This window comes from Halomonas campaniensis, from assembly GCF_014193375.1.
GTDB classification, from domain to species: domain Bacteria; phylum Pseudomonadota; class Gammaproteobacteria; order Pseudomonadales; family Halomonadaceae; genus Halomonas; species Halomonas campaniensis.
In genome coordinates this window covers 91,519-111,363 of sequence record NZ_JACHZF010000011.1, presented here as the reverse complement: position 1 = coordinate 111,363, position 19,845 = coordinate 91,519, and the positions used below count along the sequence as shown (strand labels likewise).

Below are 19,845 nucleotides of genomic sequence, written 5' to 3'. Positions count from 1 at the left end.
ACAGGCTCCTTGGTTGTCGTGTTCGGGTCATTCGGTTTCCAGGGCGGTGAGGCGCTCTCGGCTCGGCAGCCCCTCCATGTCGCCCACCACCTGTACGGCCAGCGAGCCGATCAGGTTGCCGCGGCGAACGGCCTCCCGGGGGGAGCGGCCATCGAGCAGGGCGCTGATCACGCCCACGGCGAAGGCGTCTCCGGCCCCCACGGTATCCACCACCTCGGCGACCGGCACGCCCGGCAGGGTGAAGCTCTGTTCCTGGCCGCCCAGGCGGCCGCGGTAGTAGCTTCCCTCGCGGCCCAGCTTGATGATCACGGCCTGGGCGCCGCGCTCGAGGTAGAAGTCGGCGATCGCCTCGGGGCTGTCGCGCCCGGTGAGCAGGCGCCCCTCGGCGAGGCCCGGCAGCACCCAGTCGGCCTCGGCGGCCAGTGCGTTGAGGGTGGTGCGCATGTCGGCCTCGCTCGACCACAGGCTGGGCCGCAGGTTGGGGTCGAAGGAGACGCTGGCCCCCTTGGCGCGGGCTTGGTCTACCAGGAGACGGGACACTTCACGGGCGCTGGGGGAGAGCGCGGGAGGGATGCCGGTGGCATGCAGGTGGCGTAAGGCCCGGAAGTCGACGCCGTCGGCATCCCCGGGGGCCAGGCAACTGGCGGCACTGCCGCGGCGGAAGTAGGTGACGCGGGGGTCGGCACCGCCCTCGGCACGCTCCTTGAAGAGCAGGCCGGTGGGGTGGTCGGGGTCCACCCGCAGGTGGCGACAGTCCAGCCCCTCGGCCTCCAGCGTGCGGCGGATGAAGGTGCCGAAGCCGTCGTTGCCCACCCGGCTCAGCCAGCCGACATGGAAGCCCAGCCGGGCCAGGCCGATCGCGACGTTGGTGTCGGCGCCGGCGATGCGGCGCTGGAAGCGCTCCACATCGGCCAGCTCCCCGGGACTTTCGGCGACGAACATCGCCATGGCTTCGCCGAAGGCGAGGATCTCGGGGCTGGGCGTCTGGGGCTGCGTCATGCGGTGCCTCGTGTCAGCGGAAGTGTTGTCGTGTGGTTGCCGCTGGCCTGCCTCAGGCCGGACGGCGGGTGGAGCCTCTGGCGATCAGGGTCGGTGCGTGGCGCCGTGCTGCGGCCTCTGGGGCGTCATCATCGTAGCCAAGGCGCTGCACTTCGCCAATCTGGACGGATGACGCAGAGGGGCGCAATGGAGCTGCGAGACCATGCTTGGGCTTCGGGGCCAGGCTCATGCTTCAATGGTCGGCCGAGTCAAGGATCACGAGCGAGAGCCAGCCGATGGAGTGGAGAGAACCGAGCCGTGCTGTCGCGCCGCCGAATGCCGGCGAGATGGCCGTGGCGTGGATGGCGGCGGCGCCGCTGCTCCTCCCCATGGGGTACTGGCTGGCACCGGTGGCGGTGCTGCTCGCCGCCGGCCTGGCCTGGCGCGATCGTCCTTCCCGCCTGGCCTGGGCCGGTCCGCCGGCCGTCACCATGGCCGTATTGCTGGCCTTTGCCGGGGCGGAGATGGCAGCGGGCCTCTGGCACCATAGTGCCTGGCAGGACGGGGTGACCGCGGCGATGCCGCTGGTGCTGGCGGCGGGGTTGGCCGCCACCCTGGGGCCAGCGGTGCGGCATTTGAGGCCACGGCTGTCATGGTGGTGGAGTGGCCTCGCCCTGGGCGGGATTGGCAACGGGCTCTGGGCGCTATGGCAGGCGGTCATCGACGGGACGAGCCGTGCCAATGGCTATCACGAGGTGAATGCGATCCTGTTCGGCAACCTGGCGCTGTTGACCGGGCTGTTCTGCCTGGCAGGGCTGGGTTGGGCCTGGCAGCAGGCCAATCGTCGACAGTGGCTGCTGGTGATGCTGCTTGGCGCGGCGGGGGGACTCCTGGCCTCGGCGCTATCGGGCACTCGCGGCGGTTGGCTGGCCCTGCCGCTGGCGACGCTGGTCTTCTATCGCGCCTACCTGCGTCGCTGGCCCCGGCGACGGCGATGGCTGGTGGTCGGCGGGGTGGCACTGCTGCTGGCTGGCTTCTACCTGACGCCCCAGAGCGGGGTGCAGTATCGGATCGGTGTGGCGATGGACGAGGCGGTGAACTACCTGGCAGGCGAGCCTCACGGCTCAGTCGGGGCACGGCTGGAGATGTACCGAGGGGCGCTTGTGCTGATTGCCGACAGGCCCTGGATGGGCCATGGCCACGATGGGTATGCCAGTGCCATGAGCGAACTGGTGGCGCAGGGGCGGGTGGCATCGGGCATGGACCGCTACTGGCACGCTCACAATGACCTGCTGGACGCCTGGGTGCGCCGTGGCCTGCCGGCAATGCTCAGCCTGCTGGCGCTCTACCTGTTGCCGATCTGGTATTTCGCGCCCCGCCTCGTTTCCCGGGATCCCGCGATGCGCAGCCTGGCCGTTGCCGGCCTGCTGCTGCCGGTGACCTTCATCGACTTCGGGCTGAGCTATGCCTTCCTTGCCTATCAGATCGGGATTGTCGTGTATGGCGGCTGGCTGGGTGTGCTGGTGGGCTTGTGGGACGGACAGGACAGGGTCACAACGGCGCCATGAGCGCGGCATGCTGCCGAACCACCTCCAGCATGGCCTTAGCCGCTGCGGACGGTGGCCTCTGGTTCCCGAGCGATGTAACACCTTATCGCACTCCCTAACTCAATAGCGGTGTCTGCTCCAGTCGGGCATGCTCGCGAATCTCGTTCAGCATCGCCTTGGCGGCCGCCGAGAGTGGGGTGCGCGTGGGGGTGATGATGCCTAGCTGGCGCGGCACTCTGGGTGATATCAGTGGACGCCAGCCCAGGCCTTCCTTCGAGATCTGCAGGAAGCTCAGCGAGGGCAGGGCGGAGACCCCCAGGCCAGCCGCGACCATGCGCCCGACCGTGCCGATCTGGCTGACCTCGCAGAACAGGTTCATTTCGCGGTCCAGGTCCCCGAGAACCCGCTCGATGGCCTGACGTGTGCTCGACATCCTGTCGAGATCGATGATCGGGTAGGCCAGGAGTTCGTTCCAGCTCACTTCCTGCTGGTTCAGCAGCGGATGCCCGGCAGGGCAGACTGCCACAAAGTGATCCTCGATCAATGGCTCGAAATGCATGGCCTCGCGGTTGCGTGGTTGAACGGAGAGCCCGATGTCGGCGCGTCCCTCGCTGACCAGTTCGTCGATCTGGCTGGCCAGCAGGTCATGCACGCTGATTTCCAGGTTCGGGTACTGCCGTTTGAAGTCGGCCAGCACCGTGGGCAGGAACCCGGCCGCCAGGGTCGGCAGGGCCGCGATCGATACCCGGCCGGCCTGCTTGCTGAAGAGCCGGGCGACATCGTCCAGAGCAGAGTCCCAGTCGCTGACCAGGCGCCGTGCCACCGGAAGGAAGCGCTTGCCTTCCGGGGTCAACTGAATCCCCTTGCGGGAACGATTGAACAGCGTTCCCCCCACCGCGCCTTCCAGCTTCTTGATCGAGAGGCTCAAGGCCGGTTGTGACAGGTGCAGGTTCTCCGAGGCCTCGATAAAGCTCCCGGTGGCGGCGATCTCGATGAAGGCCTTGAGCTGCCTGATGGAAATTGACATAAGAAAAACAAAACCAAGCTTCGATTATTTAAATTTGAAAAATACAGTGCCTGGCGCTCATAGTAAATCGCATACAAGAACAACAGGATCACGCCATGTCACTCGGGCTCAGCCATGACAGCCCCCTTGCCATCGTCGGCTGCGGTACCATCGGCGCGAGCTGGGCGGCCTACTTCCTGTCTCGCGGTCTTCCGGTCGTTGTCTATCACCATGGCGACCAGCCGGAAGGGGACGTGCTGGAACGGATTGCTGCTCACTTCCCCAGTCTTGGCAGCCCAGTTCGCGAGCCACGTATCTGTCACGATCTCGGGGAAGCGGTGGCGGATTCTCCCCTGATTCTCGAGTGTGCTCCCGAAAACGTCACGCTCAAGCGCCAGTTGATCGCGGAGATTCAGGCCTACGCCGGCTCCGGGGCCATCATTGCCAGCAACACCTCGTCCCTGACCCATTCCGACCTCACTCTGGGCGTCGCCAGTCCGGATCGCGTGGTGATTGCGCATCCCTACAATCCCCCCCATCTCGTACCCCTTGTCGAGATCTTTGGCGTCGACGATTCGATATGCGATGCCGTCAAGACCTTCTACGCCAGCCAGGGCAAGTCGCCGGTCGTGCTCAACAAGGAGATGGTGGGCCACCTGGCCAACCGGCTGAGTTCAGCCCTGTGGCGCGAGGCGCTCTATCTGTTGCAGGAGGGGGTAGCCAGCGTCGAGGACATCGATCGGGCCATCACCGACGGGCCGGGACTGCGGTGGGCGATCAATGGCCCCTTCCTGACTTATCACCTCGGTGGCGGCAGCGGGGGCATCCGGCAATACCTGGCCAATCTCGGCGAGAGCCAGGTCTATCGCTGGAACTCCCTGGGCACCCCCAAGGTGGATGACGCCCTGATGGCGCGCATCATCGAGGGTGTCGAGTCCGCCTACGGCGACGACAGCATCGACGAGCACTTTCGGCGACGCGATCGCCAGTTGACGTCGCTACTCAAGATTCGACCCCCCGTCGACTAGACAAGGACAGCACCGTCATGCGGTGAGAAGGACCTGCTGCCCCCGAGGCAGTGCGACTCCCCCTTGCCTGCGGAAGGCCAGGGTTACCACAAGCACAATCAGGAGAGACCCCATGAAGCCGACAGCCACTCGTACTTCGCGACTGCTCAAAGGGTCGGGCCTTGCCGGCCTGACCGCCCTTGCCCTTACCGTAGGTGCCACGGCTCAGGCACAGCCCTCCAACCTCAGCCTGCTGAGCGGATCGCCCGGTGGCACCTGGTATCCGATCACTGCGGGCATTGCGGAAATCTTCGGCAGCGAGGGGACACGCACCAACGCCGAGGTCGGGGCTGGCCTGGCCAACGTCTCGCGCGTGAGTGCCGGCCAGGCCGAACTTGGCGTGACCACCTCCACGGTGCCGCCGGTGGCTCAGGCCGGCCAGGCGCCCTTCAACGAGCCGATCACCAACGTGCGGGCCCTGGCGGCCCTGTTCCCGAGCTACCAGCACGTCGGGGTTACCCGAGACTCCGGTATCGAGTCGGTGGAGGAACTGGTCGGGGTCAGCGTCAACTGCATGGCGCTGGGCAACTCTACCCAGGCCGCATTCGTGGACCGTCTCGAGGCCGCCGGCATCAGCGAAGAGGATCTCGACTGCGCCCGCGGCAGCCACAACTTTGCCTCCGATGCCATCAAGGATGGCAACCTCGAGGGCTTCACCCTGCTCTCAGGCTACCCCAATGGCACCTTCACCGAACTCTTCCACACCGTCGACATGAAGCTGCTGCCGCTCTCCGAGGAGGAGTTTGAACGGATCAGCGACATCAACCCGGGTTATGCCTATTCCTCCATCCCGGCCGGGAGCTATCCGGGCCAGGAGGTCGATATTCCCACCGTGACCTCGGATCTGATCCTGTTCTCCCATGAGGACATGCCGGAGGAGGATGCCTACTGGATCGTCAAGACCATGCTCGACAACCTTGAGCGCATCCAGGGAGTGCATGCGGCCATGGCGCCGTTGAGCGGCGAGTACATGGCGAACATCGCCGGCATCGAGCTACACCCGGGGGCCGTGCGCGCCTATGAGGAAGCCGGCGTCGAGATCAACAACACCTTCTGATCACGTCTCGCCAACAGCCAGGGCAAGCCCATGAGGTCGAGCCAATGACACTTTCCCACGACACGTTCCGGACGGGTTTGAAGCACACGGTCACGGCGCTTGCCGTCGCCATGTCCTTCTACCACATCATGACGGCCTTCTTCGGGACGCCCATCTCCGAAGTGCATTTGCCCGTACACCTCGGGTTTGCCCTGGTGATCATCTTCTGGACCTATCGCAAACCTGCCGCAGGGTCCCTCGGGGCCCTGCTCATCCTGCGAGACCTGGGCCTGACTGCCATGGCGGTCGGCGGTTGTGCTTTTCTCGCCCTGAATTCTGCCGAGCTGCAGCAGCGGATGCTCTATTTCGATCCGCTTACCACGCCGCAGCTGCTGTTCGGTGCCATGCTGGTATTTACCGTGCTTGAGGCGGCCCGCCGGGTGGTCGGCTGGCCCCTGGTGATCCTGGGCGCGACGGCCATCGCCTATGCGCTGTGGGGCAATTACCTGCCGTCCGTGCTGTGGCATCGCGGTTACAGCTTCGAATCGATCATCGAGTCCACCTACCTGACCCAGGATGGCCTCTGGACGACGCCGTTGAGGGTCACGGCCACTTATGTATTCCTGTTCGTGCTTTTCGGTGCCTTCCTGGTCTCATCTGGCGCCGGTACCTTCTTCACCGACCTGGCGCGCAGTCTGACCGGTCGTTTTACCGGCGGTGCGGCCAAGACCGCCGTGGTCTCCAGCGCCCTGATGGGGTCTCTGTCGGGAAGCTCGGCCGGCAACGTCGTGGTCACCGGTTCCTTCACCATCCCGACCATGAAGCGTGCCGGCTTTCCGCCACGTTTCGCCGCAGGGGTGGAGGCTGTCTCCTCGTCGGGCGGGCAGTTCATGCCCCCGGTGATGGGCTCCGCCGCCTTCATCATGGCCGAATTCATCGGCATGCCCTACATCGAGATCGCCCAGGCGGCCATCATCCCGGCGCTGCTTTACTTCATCTCGGTCATCGCCATGGTGCACTTCGAGGCACGGCGCCTCGAGCTCTCTCCCGAGGTCGCGGATGTCCGCGCTTTCGAGGTGCTCAAGCAGCGCGGCTACCTGCTGCTGCCAGTGATCGTGATGCTTGGCGTTCTCTCCAGTGGTTATACGCCCACGCTGGCGGCGCTCTATGCGCTCGGCTCCCTGGTCCTGGCTCAGGTGGTGTTCGAGCGGGAGTCTCGCACGCTGCTGGTCGAGAATTGCCTCAAGGCCATGAATGATGCGCCGCGCATCATCGGCCAGATCACCATCGCCAGCGCCGTGGGGGGCATCATCGTCGGGGTCGTGACCCAGACCGGGCTCGGGTTGCGGATGAGTTCCATCGTGCTGAGCATTTCACAGGGCAGCCTGCCCTTGCTGCTGGTCCTGACCATGCTGTGTGGGGTGATTCTGGGGATGGGCATGCCCACCCCGGCGGCCTACATCATCCTCGCCGTGTTGCTGGCCCCGGGGCTCGTCGAGTTTGGCGTACCCATCCTGGCGGCGCACCTGTTCGTCATGTATTGCGCCGGGGTGTCGGCGATCACGCCACCGGTGGCGCTGGCCTCCTATGCCGCCGCCGCCATTGCCGACTCCGACCCGTGGCGCACCAGCCTGACCGCCCTCAAGCTCGGACTGGCCAGCTTCATCGTGCCCTACATGTTCGTCTTCGCGCCGTCGATCCTGGGGCTCGGTTCTGGCCTGCAGATGACGATCAACTCGCTGGCGGCAGGCGTCGGCGTCATTGCACTGGCCGCCTCGCTGATCGGCTGGCTCTGGATTCGCATGAACCTTTACCTGAGGGGTCTGCTGTTCGCGGCTGCGCTGATGCTGATCATGCCCGGGATGCTGGTTGACCTGGCAGGCGGTGTGCTGATTGTCGTGATCGCGACCTACTGCTTCGTCGCGGGCCGCCAGCAGGGCAGGAGAGAGCCCATTCGCCCCCCCGTGAAACAAGACCTGTAACCACGCTGGAGACACGACATGCAGTCAAGGATCGAGTTGCCCTCGGCACACGACATGGACCCGCAGCAGCACGCTATCTACCAATCGGTGCTCAAGACCCGGGGCAATGCCGATGGCCCCTTCCTGGCCTGGCTACACAGCCCAGGGCTTGCGGGGCCCGCTCAGCAGCTGGGCGCTTTCTGCCGCTATGACACGCAGCTCTCACTGGTCGAGAGTGAGCTCCTGATCCTCTGCGTTGCCGCGCATTTTCACTGTGACGGTGAGCAGCAGATCCATGAGCCCATTGCGATTGAGGCGGGCCTGCCGGAGGCAACGGTGGCAACCCTTCGCGAGGGCGGCTGGGCGCGCCTCGAGACCCCGAGGCTGGAACTGCTTCAGACCCTTGCGCGCCAGTTGCTGGACGAACGCCGCATCGACGACGACACCTTCAATGCCGCCCGGCAGGCGCTTGGCACCCAGGCCCTGGTCGAGGTGGTGGGCATCATCGGCTACTACTCGCTGGTGGCCATGACGCTCAACGCCTTCGAGATGCGTGTGGCGGCGCCGGGACCGGCGTGATGCCGGGGAACAGGGAACTTCCGCTCCCATGGTCCAGCGCCCTGTCACTTATGACACCGTTGACGTCTCCTTGGCCCCTTAATTGCATGATTACATCAGAGCGTCTTCCAACACTCCCTCGATTTCCTGAGTTTCGGCAGAGCGTTGCGTAGCCTCGGGCAAATTATCGGGATGGACAGGCCGTAAGGTAGGGATGGCTCAACCTGAACCCTGATTGCAACACAATAACGGCCGGACATCGCCGCGGGCGTGCCGGCCATGACAAGGGAGCGACTGACAATGCATAAACTCAACCGGATCGCGATTTCCGTGGGCCTGGCCATGGGTCTCGCCTCCGCTTCGGCAGTGGCCGAGGCGGCCGATCGCAGCTGGCGCATGGCCACGCCCTGGAGCGGCGGCCCCTGGCTGGAGCGGGATGCCCAGCTCTACGCCGACCGCGTCAACCAGCTGACTGGTGGCAGCATCGAGATCGAGGTGTTCCCCGGAGGCACCCTGGGCGGCGCGCTGCGGGTGACCAACACCGTCAAGGCCGGCGTGGCCCAGATCAGCCACAACTACATCAACTACGACTACGGCACCGACCCCACCGCCGCGCTGCTGGCCGGCCACTCCAGTGGCTTGACGCCGGAGGAGTTCATGCTGTGGATGTACGAGGGCGGCGGCGTGGAGCTCTACGAGGAGTTCCGTCGGGATGTCTTCGACGTGGTGGCCTTCCCCTGTGCCATCCTCGGCACCGAGATCTTCCTGCACTCCAACAAGAAGGTAGAGACGCTGGAGGACTTTCAGGGCCTGCGGCTGCGCACTTCCGGTGCATGGGCGGAGCTGGCGTCCCGTCTCGGGGCATCCACCGTGGTGATGGCCGGCGGCGATATCTACAGCGCGCTGGAGCGGGGCGTGATCGACGCCGCCGAGTGGGGCAGCCCGGAGATGAATCGCCCGACCGGCTTCCAGGAAGTGGCCCAGTACGTGATCATCCCCGGGGTGCATCAGTCCGGCGGTTTCCTTGAGTGCCAGGTCAACGAGGACACCTGGAACGAGCTCTCCGAGGAGGAGCAGGAGATTCTGCGCCTGGCCGGCAAGCTGACAGTGTTCGAGACCTGGCTGGCCAGCTCGTTCGCCGACCTGGACGCCTATCAGGAACTGGTCGACGGCCCCAACGAGATCGTCCATCTGGACCAGTCGTTCATCGACACCATCTATGAAGAGACCGAGAAGTGGGAAGATGAGTACGCCGCGGACAACGAGTGGTTCGCTCGCGTGCTCGAGTCCCAGCGCGGCTTCAAGGATGCGATGAGCCGCTGGCCGGAATATCGCCTGCCGATGGGCGGCATCGAGCGCTGATCGCAAGCCTCGTGGGCGCGTAGGCGGATCACCCGCCGCCTGCGTCCGCTGTCGCCTTCCCTGGCCCCGACGCCGCCTCATCAGGGCCCGTCGGGGTCTTGCCGTTTCCAGGCAATCGGAACCTGAACCATGAATGTCCTGATCAAGAGTATTGAATCCCTGACCCGTTTTGCCGGGGGGATCGGCGCCGTGCTGATCTTCCCTCTGATCGGTGCCCTGGTCACCGAGGTCTTCAGTCGCTATGTGATCGGCCGTCCCACCCTGTGGGCGTTCGAGATCAGCTACATGGTGATGGGCGCCATCTTCATGCTGGGCATGGCCAATGCGCTGCGCGTGGGCCAGCACGTCAGCGTGGACCTGGTGAGCCTGCAACTCGGCCCGCGGCCCAACGCCCTGGTGCGTGTGGTCGGCTACCTGCTGTTCCTGCCGGTGCTGGTATGGCTGGTGTGGGAGCTGTCGAAGTATGCCCTGGAGGCCTTCCAGGTGCAGGAGCGCTCCGGCCGCTCGGCGTGGAACCCGGTGGTCTGGCCCATCTTCACGGTGTGGTTCGTGGGCTTCGGGCTGCTGGCCCTTCAGGTGGTCGCGGAGCTGATCAAGTCGCTGGCGGTGCTGTTGGGCCGCCAACTGGACGAGGAGGGCGAGGCATGAGCAGCTTCCTGGCCCTGCTGATGTTCCCGGCGCTGATGGCCTTCATCATCGCCGGTTTCCCCATCGCCTTCTCGATGATCGTGGTGGCGACCCTGTTCGGGATGATCCAGTTCGGCGATGTCGCCGCCTATCAGCTGCTCACCAAGATCGAGGACACTGCCTCCAACTCGATCCTCGCTGCGGTGCCGCTGTTCATCTTCATGGGCGCGATGCTCGAGCGCTCGGGGATCGCCGAGCGGCTGTTCGGCGCCATCCATCTCTGGACCCGGCGGCTGCCCGGTGGCCTCGGTGTGGGCGCCATCATCATGGGTACCCTGTTTGCCGCCTCCAGCGGCGTGGTGGGCGCCACCGAGGCCGTGATCGGCATGCTGGCGATCCCGGTGATGCTCAAGCACCACTACAGCAAGAGCCTGATGTCCGGCACCATCTGTGCCAGCGGCTCACTGGGGACCGCGATCCCGCCCTCCATCACCGTGGTGGTGCTGGGGCCGGTGGCCGGGGTGTCGGTGGGTGCGCTGTTCAGCGGCCTGCTGATCCCGGGCTTCCTGATGGCGGTGATGTTCCTCATCTATATCATCGGCGTCTCCTACCTGAAGCCGGAGATGGCCCCCAGGGTGGTGGAGACCGAGGACGAGGTCGACTGGCCGGAGCGGATGCGCATCACCCTGGTGGCGCTGCTGCCGACCATGGCGCTGATCTTCACCGTGCTGGGCACCATCCTGATGGGGCTGGCCACGCCGACCGAGGCGGCGGCCTGCGGGGCGCTGGGCTCGATACTGCTGGCCCTGGCCTACCGCAACCTCAATCGCGAGGTGCTGTGGCATGCGGCGATCAAGACCATGAACATCTCGGCCATGATCCTGCTGATCGTGCTGGGGGGCAGCATGTTTGCCGGTGTCTTTTTCGCCTCCGGGGGCATGGCTACGGTGCAGTCGCTGCTGATGGATACGGGTCTAAGCCCGTGGATGATTCTGGGGCTGATCCTGCTGATCGCCTTCATCGCCGGCTTCGTGCTCGACCTGATCTCGGTGGTGCTGATCATCGTGCCGGTGGCGATGCCGATTGTGCGGATGCTGGGCTTCGACGAGATATGGTTCTGCGTCGCCTTCCTGGTGGTGCTGCAGACCAGCTACCTGACGCCGCCCCTGGCACCGGCGATCTTCTACCTGCGGGCCATCACGCCGCTGGAGGTGACGCTGAAGCACATGTACCGCGGGGTGATTCCCTTCATCGCCTGTCAGCTGGTGGTACTGGCCCTGGTGCTGGCCTTCCCCTGGATCGCCACCTGGCTGCCCGACGTGATGAGCGGCCCTTCCTGGCGCTGAGCCGGGCTCTCCACCCACTCCTGCTCCTCCTGAACGCGCCGCGGCCCTTGCCGCGGCGCCTTGCCTTATATAGTTGAAAGGACCCTGAACGAAAGTCGTCCGGTAGCCAGCGCGGGAGCTCCTTTCGTGGTTCACACGCCATGCTACACTCGCCAAAAAACCAGAACTCGAATGACAACTACGCAGAGGACTTCCGCCATGCTGCCCGCCAATCACGTGCGCCGGCTGCTCGTCTCCCTTGTGTGTCTCCCCCTCTGGCCCGCCGGGGTGGCCCTGGCCAGCCCCGACGTGGTGGTGTTCCAGCAGGGTGAGCAGGAGAGTCGGGTCGAGGTCGCGGCGCTGCGCGAGCGTGCCGACGTGCACTTCACCTTCTTCGATCCCTACCTGGCGGAAGAGGTCGACATCACCGGCCTGGTGTTCCGCGACCTGCTGGTGGAGCAGTTCGGCGAGGTGCCCGCGCGCCTGGCCTTCACCGCCTGGGATGACTACGAGGTGACGCTGGGCGGCTGGGACGACCCCAACTGGATCCTGGTGACCCATCATGACGGGGAGCCCCTGGGCCTGCGCGAACGTGGCCCCGTGCGCCTGGTGGAGCGCGACTATGGCAATCGCGATCCCGCCAACCTGCGCAACTTCAACGACTGGGTCTGGATGATACGCGGGATCGAGGCATCGCGGTGAGATGGCACCGCGTCAGGCGACGCTATATCGGCTGGCTGTCGCTGAGCCTGATGAGCTTCACGGCCCTGATGCTGCTGATCACCTACGAGACGCGCTGGGTTCACCCCGAGATCCACGCCTACTTCAGCCAGTCGGGCAACCTGACCGGCCAGCAGCTGGCGACTCGCTCCAGGCGCTACCTGGAGGAGAGCCTGGGTATCCTGCTCGAGGAGGGCGATAGCGAAGCTGTCGCCCAGCGGGCCCGGTTCCAGATCGAACTGGGCTACAGCCTGTTCGACATCGGCGTCTACCGTAACGAGTATGCCTGTACCGTGCCGAGCCTGCAGCGCCTGGACGGGCTCCATGACACCCTGAGCCGCGGTATCGTGCCGTCGCCGGCTTTGCTCAGCCAGGATCTGCTGGCCCCCATCCGCTGCCTGACCGAGATCGAGATGGATCAGCTCGATCGCCGCGCCCGGGTGACCAATCAGTTCGTGGAGGAAACCCGCCGTCACCAGACCCAGGTACTCATGGGCAGCCTGGCCATCTACCTGCTGGGGCTGGGGTTCTGGGGCATGCACGAGCGCAGGCGCCGCCAGGCGGACCGGGCGACCCGCGAGAGCCTGCGCTGGATGGCCCAGGCGCTTCGCGACCCCCTCACCGGCATCGGCAATCGCACGGCGCTGCACGACGACATCGATGCCCAGGCCGGCCGTTCCCTGGGCCTGATCCTGATCGATATCGACTACTTCAAGCCCTACAACGACGCCCTGGGCCATCCGGACGGTGACCGCCTGCTGCGTGAGCTGGTCGCGCTGATTGCCAAGGCGCTGGGCGGCGAGGCGCGGCTCTATCGCATGGGCGGTGACGAGTTTGCCGTTCTGCTCCCCTGTGACAGCGCCGGCACCCTCGAGCGGTCGTGTGCGTTGGTAGTGGATCAGGTGCGCCGGGCAGCGCTGTCCCATCCTGACCATCCGGCAGGACCCCACGTGACGCTGAGCGTGGGAGGGGTCCAGTTCATTGCCGCGTGTGAGGCCTTCACCGAGGCCTATGCCGCGGCGGACCAGGCGCTCTACTGGGTCAAGGCCCAGGGACGCGATGGCTGGCAGACGGGAAGGGTGATGCCCATGGATCGGGTGGACAGCCCCTGACTGCATGGCCCGCCTGCCCGTCGCTGTGGCGTCGAAGCCAACGAGGCGGATGTTTCCGGCCCGTGTCCTGCAGGCCCGTCCGGTGCTCCTGATGAGGTTCCCGGCCGCTGATCAAGCGGCCGAGAAGATCTCATGTTGCACTGCACAAAAATGGCTGCTACCATGCAGTGCATAGAGCGGGATCTCCCGTTACATGGCACCAAGAACCCTGGAGGTTCTCATCATGACCCAGACATTCGCTTTCGATACCAAGCAGTTCGACACCGCCCAGTTCGAGTCCATGTTCTTCGCTCCGGCCCGCGCCTTTGCCGCGCTGTCCGTCGATTTCACCGAGAAGCTGGTCAGTGCCCAGCTCGACGCCACCAAGGCCTATGCTGACGTCAACCTGGCGCAGCTGCGTCGCCTGGTAGAGGTCAAGGACGTCGAGGGCTTCAAGAGCTACCTGGATGGGCAGCAGGAGGTCGCCAAGGAGCTGACCGAGCGCCTGAAGGGCGATGCCGACAAGGTCGTGGCCCTGCAGCAGGACTTCGTCGAGCAGAGCCAGAAGCTGACCGAGGGTAGCGTCAAGCAGGCCCAGGAGAGCGTCCAGAAGGCCACCGAGACCGCCACCAAGGCCGTCAAGGAAGCCGCTCCCAAGGCAGCAGCCAAGTAAGACTTCCACCCGGCCCTCGGGCCGGGTTCTGGAAGGATCCCAGCAGGCCGCCGATCATCGATCGGCGGCCTGCTGCTGTCTGGGTCACCGCGGGCGGAGTGGGGGTGGCCCTTGCCTGCGGCAGTGACGCCTGACGTTCTTCCCGAAGTGACGGATCAGACCTCGGCACCGGGGAGTCGAGCGACCGGTCGGCTCCAGATGGTCAGGAAGCGTTCGGTGGCTCGAGTCCGCTGCGATTGAGGCTTGCGGGTGCTACGGGGCAGGGGCTGGTCCCAGATGGTGGGGATGCGCTCGTGGGTCATGGTGCTCTCTCCTGAATGGTGCCTATATGGAAAATATTTCCATTGATTCTGGAGCCACTATGTCTTAGACCAAGGTCGCAGTCAAGATCTGGTGGAATATTATTCCATATCCTCTCCCTCGACCGTTGCTGCTATATGAGTCATCTTTGAATGAATCAGACACCATAGCCGGCTGACGAGCAGGGAGAACACGATGGTCGAGGCGCTGACGGTTTCCGAGGTCTACCGGGCCTGCCCGGAGGAGGCGCTGGGTTTCGAGGTCACCAGCGAGCTGGAGTCGCTGGACCTGCTCAGCGGTCACGCCCGAGCCAGGGAGGCGCTGGCGTTCGGGACCTCGATCCGCAGCGATGGCTTCAACCTCTTCGTGCTGGGCCAGCCCGGCCATGGCAAGCACAGCCTGGTGGGGCGCTACCTGGTCGATCGTTCACGCAACGAGTCGCCGCCTCCTGACTGGTGCTACCTCTACAATTTCGAGGACCCCTCGGTGCCGCTCTACCTGCAGCTGCCGCCGGGAACGGGCCGCCAGCTGCGGCGCGACATCGAGGGGCTGGTCGAGGAGCTGCGCGGGGCGATCCCGGCGGTGTTCGAGAGCGACGAGTACCAGAACCGCCTCCAGGAGCTGAAGCAGGCGATGGGGGAGCGCCAGCGCGACGCCATCGAGGCGGTGCGACGCGAGGCGCGCGAGCAGGGCATCCTGCTGCTGTCGACTCCCAACGGCTTCACCTTCGCGCCGGCCGACGATGACAAGATGATGTCGCCGGACGACTACGAGAAGCTGCCCAAGGAGGAGCGCGACCGCATCGAGCACACGGTGGAGATCCTGCAGCGCAAGCTGACCCAGGCGATCCGCCGCATGCCGCGCCTGGCCAAGGAACTGCGCGAGCAGATCAACCAGCTCAACGAGGAGGTGATGCAGTCGGCGATCGGCTCTCCCCTGGGCGAGCTCGAGGAGCGCTATGCGGAGGAGGAGGGGGTAATCGCCCATGTGGCGGCGATCCGCGAGGCGATCCTGCAGCACGTGGACGCCTTCCTCTCCGACGAGCCCGAGATCCCCCCGGAGGCGGTGTTCAGCCGCTTCCACCTCAACCTGCTGGTGGACAACGCCGACACCGAGGGGGCGCCGGTGATCTACCAGGATCTGCCGGGCCACCAGCACCTGGTGGGACGCATCGAGCACCACGTGCACAACGGCACCCTGCTGACCGACTTCTCGCTGATTCGCGCCGGGGCCCTGCACCGCGCCAACGGCGGCTACCTGGTGCTGGACGTGCGCGGGGTGCTGACCCAGCCCGGCGCCTGGGAGACCCTCAAGCGCATCCTGCGCGCCGGCGAGATCCGCACCGAGTCGCTGGAACAGGCCTATGGGCTGATCAGCACCGTGAGCCTGGAGCCCCAGCCGATTCCGCTGGACGTCAAGATCGTGCTGCTCGGCGAGCGGCTGCTCTACTACCTGCTCTGCGAGCACGACCCGGAGTTCCTGGAGCTGTTCAAGGTGATGGTCGACCTCGAAGACGAGCTGCCACGCAACGAGGAGAGCCTGGCACTCTACGCCCGGATGGTCGCCACCCTGGCCCGGGAAGCGGCGCTTCGCCCGCTGGATCGCAGCGGGGTCGCGGCGACCATCGAGCGGGCCAGCCGCCTCGCCGACGACCAGCAGCGCCTCACCGCCCGCCATCGGGACCTCAGCGATCTGCTGCTGGAGGCCGATCACTGGGCCGGCCAGGAGGACACGGCGGTGATCACCCGGGCACACGTGGAGAAGGCGGTACAGCAGCAGCTGTGGCGCGCCGGGCGTATCCGTGAGCGAAGCCATGAGCACATAACCCGGGGCACGGTGATGATCGCCACCGAGGGCAGTGTGGTGGGGCAGGTCAACGGACTCTCCGTGCTTGCGCTGGGCGACTACGCCTTCGGCCAGCCGACCCGCATCACCGCCACGGCCCGTCCAGGCAGCGGCCAGGTGGTGGATATCGAGCGCGAGGCGAAACTGGGCGGTCGCATCCACTCCAAGGCGGTGATGATCCTGTCGCGTTACCTGGCCGGGCGCTACTCCCGCGAACGGCCGATGTCGATCTCGGCGAGCTTGGCCTTCGAGCAGTCCTATGGCGGCATCGAGGGCGACAGCGCCTCGGTGGCCGAGGTCTGCGCGCTGGTGTCGGCCATCGCGCGGGTGGGCCTCGACCAGCGCTTCGCGGTGACCGGCTCGATCAACCAGCACGGGGAAGTGCAGGCGGTGGGCGGGGTCAACGAGAAGGTCGAGGGCTTCTTCGATGTCTGCCGCGTGCGCGGCGAACTCGCCGGGCAGGCGGTGATCCTGCCCGCCGCCAACGTGGAGCACCTGATGCTCAAGGGCGAGGTGCGCGAGGCGATGGCGGCGGGCCACTTCCACCTCTATGGCATCCGCCACGTGGACGAGGCGCTGGCCCTCTTGACCGGCCAGGTACCCGGCGAACCCGACGAGGCCGGGAACTTCCCCGCCGAGAGCCTCAACGGGCGGGTCCAGGCGCGGCTCGAGGCCTTCCGTGACGCCGTGAAGGCCGCTCGTGGCAGCAACGACGAGGAGGTGGGCGAGGGCGATCGGGCCGAGTCCGCGGGGGAGGGAAATGATGACCGATGAGGAACGGGTCACTGATGGGCCGGCCAGCGGCGCTTCTGCGGACCAGGACGAGACCCGGGTGCTGGCGCTGCTGGACGCCTCCCGCCAGAGCCTTGCGGCTCTTTCCGCCGCCGTGGCCCTGGCCGATGACGTGCGTGCCGAACTGGTGGCCCTGTTCGTGGAGGACCTGGATCTGATCCACTGTGCGGCCTTCCCGTTCTCCCGCGAGGTGGGGGCCAGTACCGGCCTTTCGCGCCCCTTGAGCCGGGCAGACCTGGAGGCCAGCCTGGCCCGTCAGGTGCAACGCGTGACCCAGGCGGTGGAGGCCGCGGTGGCCGGGCGGGAGCTGCGCCATCGGCTGCAGGTGAGCCGGGGTCAAGTGGTCAGCGAGGCGCTCGCCCAGGCCGGGCCGGGGGACGTGCTGGTGCTGGGCAAGGCGGGACTCTCGGCCCGCTGGGGCGCACGGCTGGGATCCACCAGTCACCGCCTGATCCTCGAGGCACCCTGCACGGTGATCATCTGGGATGAGCGGCATCCGCCGTCGCCCGGCCCGCTGCGCTACTTCCGTGGCCAGGCGCCGCGCCTGCCCTGGGGCGAGAGCCTGGAGGAGGTCGCCCACGACGCTCCGCTGTTCCGCGGACGTGAGGAACTGGCCCCGATGGGGGCCGAACAGCTCGAGCGATTCCTGGCCCGGTCACGCAGCGGGGCGCTGCTGGTCAGCCGCGAGAGGCTCTCTCGGCTGATCGACCAGGAACCGGATGTGCTGGCGAGGATCCCCATCCCGGTGATCGTGGTGCCGTAGGATTCGCGGGCCATGACTACCCCGTGTGCCCCTTCCGCTGTGGCACAATAGCCGGCCGGCACTGCATTGGAAGGACTCGCCCGATGGCGTATGTACTGGTAATGGGCGGCCTGGCCCTGTCCGTCAGCTTTACCCTGGGTTGGATCCTGGTGCGCAGCGGACGCTGGGCCTGGCAGCGGGTGGCTGGCGGTTCGGGAACTCGCAAGCCCAGGCCCCGGGCGCGCAAGGCGCCCGCGCGGCAGGCCTCCCCCCGCTCGCGTCCGACCGCCGCAGCCCGCAAACCCAAGGCGGCGATGCCGCCCCGTGAGCCCTGGCGGTTGACCCGGGGCCTGGCGTCCCTTGGCGGGACCCGGCCGCTGACCCTGTTGGCACTGCTGCTCTACGGCTTCACGCGCCTGGCCGAGTTCGGGATGACCCAGCGGCCCCAGGCGGCACCGGCCGCCTACCATACCCTGGTGACCGGCCTGGGCTGGGCCTGTGCCGTGCTGCTGGCCCTGGCGGTGCTGCATCTGCTGGCGGTGTGGCGCTGTCGACGTCACTGAGTCCTCGAAGCGTTTTCCCTTCTGCAGCCTTCCTGTTCGTCCTGACTCACGGGACACCATGACCAAGCCCACCCTCGGTGGGCTTGGTCATTTCTCATCCCGGGGATGAGCATTCCTCATCTCTCGCCCTGCCTCCATCCCATTATCTTGCGCCGTTCGAATATGGCGCAGGTGCTCCCGGGCATGTCACCAAAATGAGAATGTGACTGTTCTGTAAGTATGTAAGCTCAATGTGTCAGTCAGCAGAACATGATCACAGTTCTCTGTGACAGCGTCATGAATTCTCGCGAGAGCCATCGGCAATGATCGTCTCGCAAGGATGCACTCGACGCAGGGACATGTCACTGCTGGCTGTCGCCGTTTCAAGACAGAGAAAAAATCAAAGAATCATCGGGGCCTCGGAAATATGCCAAGACATTCCGGGGCGGTAGCGTGTCAAAGGGTCAACGGGGGAGACGCCACATGGACTCTCAGGCGGAAGTAAAAAATCATCAAGCCATGGCGAGTGACGGCGCCGAAAACCCGATAAGTGCGGTGCGAATCAGTATGCTCGTGCTGTTGCTGATGACACTCTCCCTGATGGGGGGATGTGCCTTGGCTCCCGGGGGGCATATCAATGAAAAGAACCTCGATGAATCGCTGGATTCCCGCGTGGATGTGATGGAAATCACGCCGGAACTGGTGAGCCGCTATCGGGTGATGGGTTCGGCCTCTCAACCCTTGCCCGGCACGTTGCGCCAGGACATGCAGAGTTATGAGTATCGCGTGGGACCTGGCGACGTGCTGAGCGTGATCGTCTATGACCATCCGGAGTTGACGATTCCCGCGGGTGGAGAGCGAGGCGCTGCCGAGACGGGTAACCGTGTGCGCCCCGACGGTACCATGTTCTACCCCTATGTGGGGCGAGTCCGAGTAGCCGGCATGAACCTCGAGGAGGTCCGTAGTCTGCTGACCCGACGGCTTTCCGAGGTCATTACCGACCCCCAGGTGGAGGTCGGCATGGCCGCCTTCCGGTCGCAGAAGATCTACGTCAGCGGGGCTGTGGAGAGTCCGGGCACCCTGCCGATCACCATCGTGCCGATGACCGTGCTTGACGCGATCAGCGAAGCGGGAGGCGCCCGCGCCAATGCCGACTGGCACAACGTCTTGCTGACACGTGATGGTCGTGAGGAACGGCTGTCGCTCTACGCCATGTTGCGTCAGGGCGATATGACCCAGAATCGCCTGCTGCGTGATGGTGATCTGCTGCATGTGCCGACTTCCGAGAACCAGAATGTGGTGGTGCTGGGGCAGGTCATCAAGCCCGGGGCCATTGCCCTGGGTAACGAGCGCCTGACCCTGACCGATGCCCTGGCGCGGGCAGGTGGGGTGAACGAAAGCCGTGCCCAGCCCTCCGGCATCTTCGTGGTTCGCGGCAATGCACCGGACAGCGACACCCTTGCCACGGTATATCAGCTGGATATCAGCGATGCGACTCGCCTGATGCTGGGTACGCGCTTCCCTCTCCAGCCCCAGGATGTCGTCTATGTGACGTCGGCACCGCTGGCCCGCTGGAACAACGTGATCTCGCTGTTGATCCCGTCGGTCACGCTGCCGGGTGACGTTGCAAGGTCGGTCGATAATGTCGGGGATCTATAACAAGAGATCATGGC

At 65.6% G+C, this 19,845-nt stretch carries 17 protein-coding genes; 15 read left to right on the top strand and 2 right to left on the bottom strand.

Features of this window, described 5'->3' with window-relative positions:
* Positions 1-27 precede the first annotated feature (27 nt).
* The gene (locus BDK63_RS09245) at positions 28-999 is read right to left on the bottom strand and encodes a sugar kinase (protein ID WP_183331155.1); all 972 of its coding nucleotides are present in this window, start codon (positions 997-999) and stop codon (positions 28-30) included.
* Positions 1,000-1,340: 341 nt separating this feature from the next.
* Between BDK63_RS09245 and BDK63_RS09240 the strand changes: the two genes are divergently transcribed.
* Positions 1,341-2,546 (top strand): O-antigen ligase family protein, encoded by a 1,206-nt coding sequence (locus BDK63_RS09240; RefSeq protein WP_246386000.1) that lies wholly within the window; start codon positions 1,341-1,343, stop codon positions 2,544-2,546.
* A 94-nt stretch (positions 2,547-2,640) separates the two neighbouring features.
* Here BDK63_RS09240 and BDK63_RS09235 read toward each other — a convergent pair whose 3' ends face one another.
* Positions 2,641-3,552 (bottom strand): LysR substrate-binding domain-containing protein, encoded by a 912-nt coding sequence (locus BDK63_RS09235; protein ID WP_183331150.1) that lies wholly within the window; start codon positions 3,550-3,552, stop codon positions 2,641-2,643.
* Positions 3,553-3,647: 95 nt separating this feature from the next.
* Here BDK63_RS09235 and BDK63_RS09230 point away from each other — a divergent pair, with 95 nt between their 5' ends.
* The 14 genes from BDK63_RS09230 to BDK63_RS09165 all read left to right on the top strand — a co-directional run bounded on the left by BDK63_RS09230 (position 3,648) and on the right by BDK63_RS09165 (position 19,831).
* Positions 3,648-4,559, top strand: a complete 912-nt coding sequence (locus tag BDK63_RS09230) for a 3-hydroxyacyl-CoA dehydrogenase NAD-binding domain-containing protein (RefSeq protein ID WP_183331148.1) — start codon at positions 3,648-3,650, stop codon at positions 4,557-4,559.
* A gap of 112 nt (positions 4,560-4,671) precedes the next feature.
* Positions 4,672-5,655: a TAXI family TRAP transporter solute-binding subunit gene (locus BDK63_RS09225; RefSeq protein ID WP_183331146.1), complete on the top strand. Its 984-nt coding sequence runs from the start codon at positions 4,672-4,674 to the stop codon at positions 5,653-5,655.
* A 44-nt stretch (positions 5,656-5,699) separates the two neighbouring features.
* Positions 5,700-7,616, top strand: a complete 1,917-nt coding sequence (locus BDK63_RS09220) for a TRAP transporter permease (RefSeq protein ID WP_183331145.1) — start codon at positions 5,700-5,702, stop codon at positions 7,614-7,616.
* Positions 7,617-7,634: 18 nt separating this feature from the next.
* On the top strand, positions 7,635-8,174 hold the full coding sequence (locus tag BDK63_RS09215) for a carboxymuconolactone decarboxylase family protein (protein WP_183331143.1): 540 nt from the start codon (positions 7,635-7,637) through the stop codon (positions 8,172-8,174).
* 279 nt (positions 8,175-8,453) lie between these two features.
* Positions 8,454-9,515 carry a type 2 periplasmic-binding domain-containing protein gene (locus BDK63_RS09210; protein WP_183331141.1) on the top strand — a complete coding sequence of 354 codons (1,062 nt, stop codon included), beginning with the start codon at positions 8,454-8,456 and terminating at the stop codon, positions 9,513-9,515.
* A 129-nt stretch (positions 9,516-9,644) separates the two neighbouring features.
* The gene (locus tag BDK63_RS09205; RefSeq protein WP_183331139.1) at positions 9,645-10,163 is read left to right on the top strand and encodes a TRAP transporter small permease subunit; all 519 of its coding nucleotides are present in this window, start codon (positions 9,645-9,647) and stop codon (positions 10,161-10,163) included.
* The gene (locus BDK63_RS09200) at positions 10,160-11,488 is read left to right on the top strand and encodes a TRAP transporter large permease (RefSeq protein ID WP_183331137.1); all 1,329 of its coding nucleotides are present in this window, start codon (positions 10,160-10,162) and stop codon (positions 11,486-11,488) included. The genes BDK63_RS09205 and BDK63_RS09200 overlap by 4 nt, the downstream gene beginning before the upstream one ends.
* Before the next feature lie 198 nt (positions 11,489-11,686).
* The gene (locus tag BDK63_RS18530; RefSeq protein ID WP_246385985.1) at positions 11,687-12,169 is read left to right on the top strand and encodes a hypothetical protein; all 483 of its coding nucleotides are present in this window, start codon (positions 11,687-11,689) and stop codon (positions 12,167-12,169) included.
* On the top strand, positions 12,166-13,299 hold the full coding sequence (locus tag BDK63_RS09190) for a GGDEF domain-containing protein (protein WP_343065301.1): 1,134 nt from the start codon (positions 12,166-12,168) through the stop codon (positions 13,297-13,299). Before BDK63_RS18530 ends, BDK63_RS09190 begins: the two co-directional genes overlap by 4 nt.
* 223 nt (positions 13,300-13,522) lie before the next feature.
* A complete protein-coding gene (locus BDK63_RS09185) occupies positions 13,523-13,951 on the top strand; it encodes a phasin family protein (protein WP_183331135.1) in 429 nt (142 codons plus the stop codon).
* A 495-nt stretch (positions 13,952-14,446) separates the two neighbouring features.
* Entirely contained in the window at positions 14,447-16,870 is a 2,424-nt protein-coding gene (locus BDK63_RS09180) for a Lon protease family protein (protein WP_183331133.1), read from the top strand.
* On the top strand, positions 16,860-17,651 hold the full coding sequence (locus tag BDK63_RS09175) for a universal stress protein (protein WP_183331130.1): 792 nt from the start codon (positions 16,860-16,862) through the stop codon (positions 17,649-17,651). Before BDK63_RS09180 ends, BDK63_RS09175 begins: the two co-directional genes overlap by 11 nt.
* Before the next feature lie 83 nt (positions 17,652-17,734).
* Positions 17,735-18,193, top strand: a complete 459-nt coding sequence (locus tag BDK63_RS09170) for a hypothetical protein (protein WP_183331128.1) — start codon at positions 17,735-17,737, stop codon at positions 18,191-18,193.
* Positions 18,194-18,739: 546 nt separating this feature from the next.
* Positions 18,740-19,831: a polysaccharide export protein gene (locus tag BDK63_RS09165; RefSeq protein ID WP_484494475.1), complete on the top strand. Its 1,092-nt coding sequence runs from the start codon at positions 18,740-18,742 to the stop codon at positions 19,829-19,831.
* The last annotated feature ends 14 nt before the right edge of the window (positions 19,832-19,845 follow it).